The organism is Saccharospirillum salsuginis, from assembly GCF_014651855.1.
GTDB lineage: Bacteria > Pseudomonadota > Gammaproteobacteria > Pseudomonadales > Natronospirillaceae > Saccharospirillum > Saccharospirillum salsuginis.
In genome coordinates, this window is record NZ_BMXR01000003.1 from 117944 (window position 1) to 129567 (window position 11624).

The 11624-nt window shown below is 60.7% G+C and carries 7 protein-coding genes; 2 read left to right on the forward strand and 5 right to left on the reverse strand.

The annotated features are described in order from the left end of the window. Positions 1-4 precede the first annotated feature (4 nt). On the reverse strand, positions 5-889 hold the full coding sequence (locus tag IE111_RS06725) for an ABC transporter permease subunit (RefSeq protein WP_189607754.1): 885 nt from the start codon (positions 887-889) through the stop codon (positions 5-7). A gap of 106 nt (positions 890-995) precedes the next feature. After that, positions 996-2294, reverse strand: a complete 1299-nt coding sequence (locus IE111_RS06730) for an extracellular solute-binding protein (protein ID WP_189607755.1) — start codon at positions 2292-2294, stop codon at positions 996-998. 544 nt (positions 2295-2838) lie between these two features. On the opposite strand from IE111_RS06730, the gene IE111_RS06735 reads away from it, so the two are divergent. Continuing rightward, positions 2839-4083, forward strand: a complete 1245-nt coding sequence (locus IE111_RS06735) for a cyanophycinase (RefSeq protein ID WP_189607756.1) — start codon at positions 2839-2841, stop codon at positions 4081-4083. A 63-nt stretch (positions 4084-4146) separates the two neighbouring features. On the opposite strand, the gene IE111_RS06740 is transcribed toward IE111_RS06735, so the two are convergent. The 3 genes from IE111_RS06740 to IE111_RS06750 all read right to left on the reverse strand — a co-directional run bounded on the left by IE111_RS06740 (position 4147) and on the right by IE111_RS06750 (position 9210). After that, the gene (locus IE111_RS06740) at positions 4147-5187 is read right to left on the reverse strand and encodes a lipase family protein (RefSeq protein ID WP_189607757.1); all 1041 of its coding nucleotides are present in this window, start codon (positions 5185-5187) and stop codon (positions 4147-4149) included. A gap of 152 nt (positions 5188-5339) precedes the next feature. Further along, complete coding sequence (locus tag IE111_RS06745; RefSeq protein WP_189607758.1) at positions 5340-6671, reverse strand: DUF1501 domain-containing protein; 1332 nt, start codon at positions 6669-6671, stop codon at positions 5340-5342. A 4-nt stretch (positions 6672-6675) separates the two neighbouring features. Beyond that, entirely contained in the window at positions 6676-9210 is a 2535-nt protein-coding gene (locus tag IE111_RS06750) for a hypothetical protein (RefSeq protein WP_189607759.1), read from the reverse strand. A gap of 394 nt (positions 9211-9604) precedes the next feature. On the opposite strand from IE111_RS06750, the gene rep reads away from it, so the two are divergent. Next, a complete protein-coding gene (rep, locus tag IE111_RS06755) occupies positions 9605-11620 on the forward strand; it encodes a DNA helicase Rep (protein ID WP_189607760.1) in 2016 nt (671 codons plus the stop codon). Positions 11621-11624: the final 4 nt, after the last annotated feature.

The window sequence follows — 11624 nt, forward strand, 5'->3', positions numbered from 1 at the left end:
CCTCCTAGTAGTGAATCTTGCGTTCGATGAAACGGAACTGGACCACGGTCAATGCCAGTACCAACAGCATCAGCACCACGGACTGGGCCGAACTGAGCCCCAGGTCCGCGCCGAGGAAACCGTCCTGATAGACCTTGTACACCAGCGTCGTGGTCGAGCCGCCCGGACGTCCCTGGGTCAGGGTATCGATCAGGCCGAAGGTTTCGAAAAAGGCGTAGGTCACATTGATGACCAGCAGGAAAAACGCGGTCGGCGCCAGCAGCGGGAAGGTGATGGTCCAGAAGCGGCGCTGCGGGTTTTCGCAATCGATGTGCGCGGCTTCGCGAATCGATTTGGGAATGCCCTGCAAACCGGCCAGGAAGAAGACGAAATTGACCGGGATCTGTTTCCACACCGACACCAGAATCAGCATGACACTGGCGTCGAAACCGTCGGTTTCAGGGGCGAAATCCCAACCCAGGTCGTTGAACAACCCGGACAGAACACCCACCTGGCGATTGAAAATAAAATAGGCCGTAATGCCGGCGACCGCCGGCGCGATGGCATACACCCAGGTCAGCAATACCCGGTAAGGCGACTGGCCACGAACAATGTTGTTGGCCTTCACGGCCAGCAGCAGGGCAATGGCCAGTGAGAAGAACGACACCAGGGCCGAATACACCATCGTAAAAACGAAGGTTCCCAGATACTCGGGGTCGTTGAACAGGATCCGGTAATTTTCGAACCCGACGAATTGACTGGACAGGCCCCAGGGATCCTCCAGCATGAACGACAGGTAAAGTGCCTGCGCCGCCGGCCAGAAGAAAAAGATCAGCACGATCAGTATTTGCGGGGCGATGAACAGATAGGGTACCGGGCTGTGCGGTAACCGTTGACGTTTATCACTCACGGAACAATCCTTTCAGATACAACGCGAACGGGGAAACCGTACAACGATTTCCCCGTCGGGTGTCGGTGTTCGCCGGCCTGCGAAACCGGCGACGCATCAACCCGGATTACTGAACAGTGCGAGCAAAACGCTTGAGGTTTTTCTCGCCGTCCTGTTCGATGGTGTACAGCGCCTCTTCGACGCTGACATCACCGGCCATCAGACGGTCCATTTCGCGGTAAATGGTTTCGCGGGTCTGCACATAGAAGCCCATGCGGTAGCCCTTGGCCCACTCGCCACCGTCCAGGCTCAGCTGCTGGATGCCGACTTCGGCGTCCGGGTTGTCCTGGTAGTAACCGTCCTGTTTGGCCAGGTCATAGGCGGCCGTGGTGATCGGCACATAGCCGGTTTCACGGTGCCAGAAGTACTGGGTTTCCGGTTGGGTCAGGTACTCGAAAAAAGCGGCGACGGCTTCGTATTCCTCGTCACTGTGACCGCTCATCGAAAACAGGGCCGCACCGCCGATAAAGGTGGTGCCGGCGTTTTCGTTGACGCTTTCCCAATAGGGCAGGTAGGTGGTGCCGAAATTGAAATCGACGGATTGCTTGAGGCCGCCGAAGGAGCCGGAGGAACCCAGCCACATGGACACGTCGCCTTTTTCGAAAGCCGACTGGTTATCGCCCCAGGCGGAACCGTAATAGCCGTAGTAGCCCGCGTCTTTCCAGTCCTTGACTTCGGACAGGTGCATGGCCAAGGCCTCGTTGTCGTACATCAGTTCGCTGGGCAGACCGGAGAAGCCATTGTCGGCATCGGTCAGTTGCAGGTTGTGACGACTGTGGAAGTTCTCGAAGAAAATCCACGGCGTGTGCGACTGGGACAAGGCGGTGTAACCCTGCTCTTTCAGTTTGGGTGCGATGCGCTCGAACTCTTCCCAGGTTTTCGGCGGTTGCACGCCGGCCTCGGCCAGGTGCTCTTTGTTGTAGTACAGCACCGGCGTGGAACTGTTGAACGGCATACCGATCATCGTGCCGTCGGCATCGGCGTAAAAGTAACGCACACCCGGAATGTAATCGTTGATGTCGAAGGCGGTGCCATACTCGTTCATCAAATCTTCCACCGGTTTGGTGGCGCCCGGTGCGTTGATGATGGTCGCGGCCCCGGCATCGAAGATCTGGATGATGTGTGGCGCTTCACCGGCACGGAATGCGGAAATGCCGGCGGTCATGGTTTCTTCGTAGCTGCCCTTGAACACCGGCGTCAGGATGTAGTCGTCCTGGCTGGCGTTAAAGTCGGTGGCGATCTGATTGACGGTTTCACCGAGGGCGCCGCCCATGGCGTGCCACCATTCGATCTCGGTGGCAGCCAAAGCGGGGGCGCTGATAACCGTTGCGGCGAATGCGGTCGTAGTCAGGAGGTGCTTCAACATGGGTCCGTCCTTTCGTTACTTGGGGTTTTTATTGAATGACTATTCAAGAATTTCCAAGACTAGCGACGAAGGATGACCGTTCGATGAAAACCAAATGGCGGCTCAATGACAGTCGATGACTTGAACCGCGCTTTGGCACAAACTTTGAGGTTTGGCACAAACCCTGTCGTTTGGCACAAACACTGCAAATAGTTTTGCTGTCGCCGGTTTACCGGGACTTAATGAGCACAAACTGCACAACTTAGGTGCACTTGTTACCGTATGAAACAGGATCTGATTTTCTTGAACAACTTCTTCCATGAAGGCTTTGCGTTGAGCGAGTGGTTCGACGAATAGCCCCTGCCTCTTCGACCGATCCTTCCATCGGTCAATCCGCGATGTGTCCTGGCCCGGGCATGTCGGCTGTCGGAATAAACGGCCAAACCTAAAACAACACTGATAACACACGTCGCCCCGGACGGGCGCTTTGCTGTCTGCGTTACATCGCGGACGGAAAGCCTGTGTCTGTCCGATTCCGGGCGACTGAATGCGAGGAGTTTTTTCCATGGCACAACATCCAGTTAAAGCCACCTTGATCGGCCTGGTTATGGCCGGAACCACCCTATCGGCACAGGCCGGTGATCCGACCCTGATGTTGATCGGTGGATCGCTGAACGAGAACGCCGACATCGTCGGCCGCCTGGTCAATCTGGCCGGCGGCAACAATGGCCGCATCGGTGTCATCACCGCCGGCAGTTATCCGTACCAAAGCGATTGCGATCAGTACGGCACCAGCACCGATGGCGGCTGCAACGACCCCACCGTCAGCAACTCCAAGATGAACGGCCAGTACTATGTGGACCTGTTCCAGTCCTGGGGCATCGACGCCGAGTGGATCCCGATCGACACCGACTGGGCGGCCAACGCCAACGATCCGGCCGTACTGGATCAGATGCAGGGCATGACCGGCTTCTTCTTCGGCGGCGGCGATCAGCGGCGCTATCTGGAATCTATGATGAGCGGCACCCAGGACAGTGACGCCCTGGCTTACATTCGTCAGGAATTCACCGCCGGCGACGCCGTTGTGGCGGGCACTTCGGCCGGCGCGGCGGTGATGTCGGATGTCATGATCACCGGCGGTACCAGCTACAATGCGCTGCAATACGGCGCCTATCTGGAAGGTCAACAGGTTGATCCGGACGATCTGGCCTACACCCAACCCGGGTTCAATTTCTTCCCTTACGGCCTGGTGGACACCCACTTCTCGGCCCGGGGTCGGGCCGGGCGGATCATCGAGCTGGCACTGGCCACGAATGTACCGGTGGCGTATGGCATGGACGAGGAAACGGCCCTGTTGATCGAAGGGGTCGGGTCCACCGGGATCGATATGGAAGTGCTGGGACTGAACGGCGTGCACCGTTTTGATACGACCGACGCACGCTGGGGCGGTGGCAGCCGTTACGAACTCTACGACGTCCAGTGGAGCCATGCCACGCGCGATGAAACGCTCAATTCGGCGAACGGTGCGCTGACATCCACACGCGGTGGCACCTACGAATCCGGTTCGGCCTCCGGCAGTCGCGATGTCTTTTCGGTGAGAACGCCGCGTGAGCTGGCCAACATGGGCATCGACCTGGCCTTGAGCTCGGATACGAGCGTCACCGGCCGAACCGACCAAAACCGGCCACGCTATGAAGTGCGGCTGTACAAGGACAGCGATTTCCAGAGCTTCGGTTCCGGCTTCCCGGGCTTCGAAAGCCTGCGGCTGGACATCTTCAACAGCCGGATCAATCCGGAATACCTGCCCTAAATCCGGTGGGTAACAACGAACGGGCGCGGGCTTTTGCGCGCGCTCGTTCTTCACAGCGGGCGGTCAATTCCGGTTTTCTGCCACGACCGCCAGCTTTTTTCGATACACGCTGATCTTATGATCGGCGAGAAAATGCCGCCAGGGCAATTTCTTGATGATGAAGGCCTTCAATCGATAGACCAGGCTGACCGAGTACAGCAATCGCACTGTGCGATAATCGCCCGGCGGACAATTGGTGAGAAAGCGCATGTTGCCGGCGTGCAAATAGCCGCCAAACCGTTTCAACAACCATTGACGTGCCGGTTGCCCTACGCCCGGAATCCACCGCACCAGCCACCCCAGAAAAGACACAACCTCGGTTCCCGGCGGCAGCATGGTCACGCAGTCGGCCGAGTTGACCAGTCGGTACATCGGCGTCTTCAGGTCCGACACCCACTCCTCATCACCCACTCGCGGCGCACCGAAGGTATAGCAGGCGGCCAGGCCACCGGGATGGTTGAGATCGCGCGCGGCCAGTGTGGCCAGGGCGCCGCCCAGACTGTGGCCGGTCAGAACCAAGGGTTGATCCGGGTAGTTCGCCAGCGCCGCCTTGATGTCCATATAAATCGACTGGAACGCCTGCTGAAAACCTCGATGCACCCGTCCGCCATTGTCGGCATGGGTGGACACGGCATCCGCATCGGCCTTGATGTCCTTGATACTGGTCGCCTCGGTACCGCGAAACGCCAACACCAACCCCAGCTTGAGCTTCACCAGAATGGCCTGGGTTCCGGCTCGATCGAAAGTGGCCACCAGTTCGCCATCGAGCAACGTCAACTCCTGGATCAGTTCCTGTCGTTCTTCGTCCGGGTCATAACCCAGTTTTTCCACGAGCGCCAACAGAGCCGCCTGACGGGGTTTGTCCAGCAACCGGTCGACCTTTTGCAGCAAGGCGATTCGCTGGGTTTCGGTCATCAAAGGATTGAAGCGCAGATACGCCAGTTCGGAGAGGCAGGCCATCAACCAGGCGGTGCGGTCGCTGTAGGCCAGGCGGTAGTGGGGTGTCCCCTTGGCGAGCAGGGTAGCAAGTTGTTGCTGTTCGGTATCGGTGGTTATGAGTGGCATAAGAGCTTCCTTTGCTTGGCGGCCATCCGGTCGCTCGGCGGACCTCATCCAGCGTTATCTAACGGTAGCAGATGACACCGGTCCTGCCACACTCGGCTAATCGGCCGATCTCCACCGAAAGCCGATTCGCTGTCGATCCTGACCTGGCCGACTTACACCAGGGTGCGCAAATCCAGCCCACCGGTTTCCAGCGGGAAATCCGCATTGAATTCTTCCACACCGGCCCAGTAGCGCAGCAGTTGCTGCAGATGGGCCGGCAGAATGATCCCGGCCGAGCTGTCGTTCGGATCCGGATTCAGACTCAGATCGCTGTTGAGGCCTAGCGACTCAAACGCGTCCGTTGTACCGCCTACCCGGTTCGTCGAAAAGCCGCCGTCACGCATCAAAATGGCGCTGCCCAGCGGCCAGTGATCCTTGCCTTCACCGTCGTTGTACCAGGGCGTGCGGCCAAAGTCCGAGGCGACGACCACGCGCAGCCGACCGACCAGATTGGTGCCGAACTGCTGGTCCATGCGTGCGGCTTCCTCCCACAGGTACACCAGGCCGTCGGTCAGTTGGGTCAGGGCGCGTCCCTGATCGACATCGTGGGTGGCGTGGGTGTCGAACCCCCATTGCACCAGATCGGCCGAGACGGTCAGGCCTGCCGCCGCGGACACCAGGGCGAGTTGGATCTGCCGCAGCAACGGGTGCCAGTTACCGTCGACATCCGTGGTCGGTGCCAGTTCCTCCGGCATGTAATCGTTCAGGGCGGCCAGTTGGTCGCGGCCTGCCCGGCTGCTTTCCAGAAAGCCGGCGGCTTGTGTCAGGCGGCGGGTCAGGGCGGTGCGTGCCTGCAGCCGGTCCATTCGCGCCTGGCGCGCCTGTTCGATCAGATCCAGGCTGTCGGCGCGATGAAACCGGGTGTCGATCCAGCTCGGGTGAAACCGGTTCGGGTCGATCAGGTCGCGCAGCGCGTTCGGGTCCTGCATCAGCGTGAACTGGGTCAGGCCGGCCGTCTCGCGGTAACCGCCGTTGCTCAGAAACGCCAGCGGCAGGCCTTGCCCGTGTTGCGCGGCGGCCAGGGCCGTCAAGGCCGGGTAGCCGTCGGCGAAGCGACCGCTGAAGGTGTGGCGCACACCGGCGCTGTGGGCGTTGGTCTGGGCGTCGATGCCGTTGATCACCAGCATGCGGTCGCCCAGGGTGTCGAACAGGCGGGCGTTGTCGGCGAAGGGAGCGTAGTTCAGGCCACTGTTCGACGTTTGAACGGTGCCACCCTGTTCGGCCCAGGTGTTGATCCAGACCGACTCGCCGGTATTCGGGTTCTGCCGGGTGCCGGCCTTGGGGTCGCACAGACTGGTGACGTCCCAGCCGCCCTCGGCGAACACCGTGAAATAGATCGGCCCCTCGTAGCGGGTGCTTTCGGCCCGGGCCGGTCGGCCGAAACCGGCGGCTGTGGGCAACAGGCCGGCGGCGATCATGGCTTTCAACAGGTCGCGTCGCTGCATGGCCTCACTCCGTCAGGAACTGGATGTCGGTGAGCAGGTAGACCAGTACGCCCACCCAGGGGCGCAGTGTCTGCTCGGGGTTGTAGAAGCTGCCCAGGTTCTGGCGCGCGGTTTCCGGGGTTGACCAGTCGATGTTGTCCCAATTGATGGCGACCGTGATGCCATCGTCAGGGTTCAGATCGTGTTCTGGGCAATACTCCTGTTCATCGGTCTCGGCCCCGTTCCATTCCGTCGTCCACGACAGCCTATCCTGCGACTCGTCCCAGCTCATTCGCTGATCGTAGAGCGCTTTGTACAGTGACCAAGCCGCATTGATCTCAGTCTCGTCGGTGACGCCCCAAAACCGCCAGAGCAGATCGCGAATCGTCGATCGAATGGCCGTTTCTCCCATCTCGGTGGTCGGATCGGTGGTGATGGTGACGCCCTTGAACAACTTCGGAGAGACGCCCGGCCAGAATTCGTTCAGCACGATGCCGCAGGCCATCTCATTGGCCATCCGCATCGAGACCGAGGTCATCAAACTGTTCAGATCGGCCGGACGCTCGGTGATGCCGTCGGAGTCGATACCGCCGTAAAAGAGGTAGTAGTTTTCCAGCAATTGCGCGTCGTCCTGCCAGTCCAGCTTCCAGGTGTAACCGGTAGTGGCGGTGAACTTGCGATTCAGTTGTTCCGGCGTCAGCAACCGTCCGACCCCCAGCGTATCCAGCGCCGCCTGACGGCCACCATCCACGGTCGCGAAGGTCTCGGCCCGGAACAGCGGCGACATCATCATCTCGACTAGGAGGGTTTTCAGATCGTAATCGGCATTGCGGAAGGTCTCGGCCCAGCTCTCGATCAGGACCTGTTCGGACTGCCAGGCGACCAAGCGTTCGTTGTAATCGGCGTCGCTCGTCTCCAGCGGCTGCAGCAAGGGATCGCGTCCGAACACGCCCTGGAACCAGAACGTCACCGTCCCCTCGGCGAACCGCGGGTCGGCCACGATGCGTTCGGCCAGCCAGGTCAGGCCGTCGTCGTACCCATTGACCGGCCCGTAAGGGGATAAAGCCGGCATCGACTCGCCGTTGAACCCGGGCGCCAATTGACCCCGGTACCAGCGGTCGCCACTCTGGTAGTCCTCGGTATCGACATAGGTCTGGGGCAGGGCATCGTAGCCGAGCCGATCGAGGTAATGGCCGTCATTGCCCCAGTTCTGGAAGGCACCCGCCACCGGATCCATGATCGAATGACAGCCGAAACAGCTGCTGCCCGGCGCGCCCGGGTTGGTGACCGACTGCAGCTCCTCGGGGTCCATCGCCCGCACCGCCAGACGCTCGATATCGACACCGAGGAAGAAATAATAGGTCCAGCGCGCCCGGGCCCGGTTGCGGTTGGTGTCGGTCGACGGGAAACGCAATTGGAACACCGGAGAGGTCAGAATACCGGCGCTCGGCAGATAGTCCCGACCGGTGCGGTCCGACAAGGACACCCCCCAATCGACCCGGTAACGCCGAATCTGACCCGGCCGCCAATCGGTCGGATCCATATCATCGTAAGGCGCGATCCAGGTCTCCCCGTCCAGCACCTCGTAGGTGAACGGGTTCATCATCCGGTAGTCCGCGGTCAGCACCTCGGAATAGGGCCGATCGTTTGTCACCACATGGCGAATCAGTTCCAGCGGCTCCTCGGCGATGGCCCGCTGGGTTTCGCGGTAGATCGTTCCGGCGATCCGCTGCAGCGCCTCGGCCTCGTCGCAGTCCGCCGAATCAGGGTCACCCGATGCCTCACACGCCACCCGCGCCTGATCCGTCGCCTCGAATGCCGCGGACGTCCGGTCGTACAACCCCTCGTAATAGGTGCCGCCCAACGCCTCCTGCGCCTCGGTCATCCCGGTCAGATACTTCCGGGTCAGCAGGTGATCGTTCGCGCTGTTCTTCAGCCAGGCCTCGAACACCGGCCCCGCCATCAGATCGCGCAACGCCGCCTTCAAAGCCGCATCGTCGTCCCGAACCGCATCCACCGACGCCGCATCCGGCATTTCACCGGCCAACAGCAAGGACGCCTTGCGCAGCGTCCGCGCCCGATTGATCAGATTGACATCGTCATATCCCGGCTCACGGCTCTCAACCGTCTCATCCCCGGCGCACTGAGGCGCATCCGCCTCGAACCGCAGCACCGCCTCAGCCAGCGCCCCGGCCTGCTCGCTGTCGGTATCGAAAAAACCGCCACCGGCATGCTCCACCCGATACTCCGTCGGCTTTTGCACCAACCGCTCGCCCGCCAAGCGCACATACTCCCGCACCGCCGTCAGGCTGCTGTCGGCACTGAGCGGATCCAACACCAACCGCGCCCCCTGAGCTGGCGCAGACCCACCCGACTGATGACACGCCGTGCACTGAGACAGCACCGGCCACACCGTCGCCTCGAAAAACTCCGCATCGGTCTGCTCACAATTCACCTTCACCGACGCCAACGGATCCGACTTCGGCGGAGCCGAACCGAAATCCTGACTGCACCCCGCCAGCAATACGGCCGTGATGATTAAAAAGACGTAAACACGCATACCCGATACCCACAAAGACTGACTTCATTATCCGTCAACTCACTGTCAATCAATGTGAGACAACCCACACTTTCTGTAGGGATTTAGTATCAAACCCTCTCGAATTCGCCAAAAATCCGGTGCATTTGCCATTATTTTCCGTCAATACCGGAGGTGTTGGATTTTCACTGATTCTGCCAACGAGTGAGTGCGGGGTGGCGGTGTGGGTCTGAGGGGATGTCGGCCGCAGGGATGCGGCCGCCAAGCCCCCATGGACGGGTTCACGGCGACCCCTCAAACCCACACCGCCACCCCTCACGGACCACAGCCACAATTACAGCCCCAACCACAGTTCCAATCTTTAGCCGCCCGACCCCGCCTGATACAATCCGCCCTCATCCGAGGAAGCCACCCCATGTCCCGACTGAACCCCCGACAACAGGAATCCGTCAACTACATCAGTGGTCCCCTGTTGGTTTTGGCCGGCGCCGGCAGTGGCAAAACCTCTGTCATCACCCGCAAGATCGCCTACCTGATCAACGAATGCGGCATCAAGGCCCACAACATCGCCGCCGTCACCTTTACCAACAAGGCCGCGCGTGAAATGAAGGCCCGGGTCGGCAAGCTGGTCAAGGGCCGCGCCGCCCACGGCCTCATCGTCTCCACCTTCCACAACCTCGGCCTCAACATCCTGCGCAAGGACGGCAAGGTCCTGAACCTGAAGAACGGCTTCACCCTGTTCGACGACCACGACACCAAAGCCCTGATCAAAGACATCGTGCTGCGGGAAGTGCCGAACGCCGTCGAAGAAGTCGACTACTTCCGCAACATGATCAGCCTGTGGAAAAACGACCTGACCGAACCCGACGACCTGCGCGGCAAAATGGAAGACGCCCGCCACGCCCTCGCCGTCGAAATCTACGAGCAGTACATCCGGATGCTCAGCGCCTACAACGCCGTCGACTTCGACGACCTGATCCGGCTGCCGGCCCTGCTCTTCCTGCGCCACCCCGACGTGCTGGCCAAGTGGCAACGGCGCATCCGTTACCTGCTGGTCGACGAATACCAGGACACCAACACCTCCCAGTACCTGCTGGTGAAACTGCTGGTCGGCGACCAGCCGCGTTTTACCGTGGTCGGCGACGACGACCAGTCGATCTACTCCTGGCGCGGCGCCCGGCCGGAAAACCTGGTCCAGCTGCAAACCGATTTTCCCGGCCTCAAGGTGGTGAAACTCGAACAGAACTACCGCTCCACCAGCCTGATCCTCAAGGCCGCCAACACCGTCATCGACAACAACCCGCACGTCTTCAAGAAGACGCTGTGGAGCGAAATGGGTTTCGGCGACCCGATCCGCATCATCCGCACGCCCAACGACGAAGCCGAGGCCGAGCGCATCGCCAACGAAATCCTGCACCAGCACCTGGTGCGCCGTTGCGAATACCGGGACTTCGCCGTGCTCTACCGGGGCAACCACCAGGCGCGCATCCTGGAAATCAAGCTCCAGCAGAACCGCATCCCGTACAAGATCAACGGCGGCACCTCCTTCTTCGCCAAGGCGGAGATCAAGGACATCATGAGTTACCTGCGCCTGCTGGTGAACCCGGACGACGACGCTGCCTTCCTGCGCATCATCAACACCCCGCGCCGCGAGATCGGCCCGGCGACGCTGGAGAAACTGAACGACTATGCCGCCCAGCGCGGCGTGAGCCTGAGTTCGGCCTGCCAGGAAATCGGCCTGAAACAGCATCTGCAGGAACGAGCCGCCGAGCGGCTGGAACGCTTCACCGACTGGCTGCAGCGTACCATCCGCAAACTGCACACCGACGACGACCCGGTCATGGTCATCCGCGAGGTCGTCACCGACATCAATTACGAAGCCTGGTTGCGCCAGGACAGCACCTCCGACCTGCAGGCCGAAAAGCGACTGGCCAACGTCTACATCCTGATCGACGGCCTCAAGGCCATGCTCGAGAAAGGCGACGAGGACGACGACTCGGACATCCAGGTGCAGGACGCCATCGGCAAACTGGTGTTGCGCGATATCATGGACCGCCAGGAGGAAGAGGACGACTCCGACGCCGTCCAGTTGATGACGCTGCACGCCTCCAAGGGCCTCGAATTCCCGCACGTCTTCGTCATGGGGCTGGAAGAGGAGCTGTTGCCGCACCGCAACTCCATCGAAAACGGCGACATCGAGGAAGAACGCCGCCTGATGTACGTCGGCATCACCCGGGCCCAACGCACCCTGGCGCTGACCTACGCCGCCCGGCGCAAGCAGTTCGGCGAGATCATCGACTGTACGCCGAGCCGTTTTCTGGACGAACTGCCCCCGGACGACCTGGTCTGGGAAGGCCAGGAACAAAAAGACCCCAAGGACGTGCCCGCCAAACAGACCTTTGACAACCTGCGTGCCATGCTCAATTCATAATCTG

Coding starts and splice junctions, on each gene's coding strand:
- IE111_RS06730 (WP_189607755.1), bottom strand. CDS start 2,294: ATGTTGAAGCACCTCCTGACTACGACCGCATTCGCCGCAACGGTTATC.
- IE111_RS06740 (WP_189607757.1), bottom strand. CDS start 5,187: ATGCCACTCATAACCACCGATACCGAACAGCAACAACTTGCTACCCTG.
- IE111_RS06735 (WP_189607756.1), top strand. CDS start 2,839: ATGGCACAACATCCAGTTAAAGCCACCTTGATCGGCCTGGTTATGGCC.
- IE111_RS06745 (WP_189607758.1), bottom strand. CDS start 6,671: ATGCAGCGACGCGACCTGTTGAAAGCCATGATCGCCGCCGGCCTGTTG.
- rep (WP_189607760.1), top strand. CDS start 9,605: ATGTCCCGACTGAACCCCCGACAACAGGAATCCGTCAACTACATCAGT.
- IE111_RS06750 (WP_189607759.1), bottom strand. CDS start 9,210: ATGCGTGTTTACGTCTTTTTAATCATCACGGCCGTATTGCTGGCGGGG.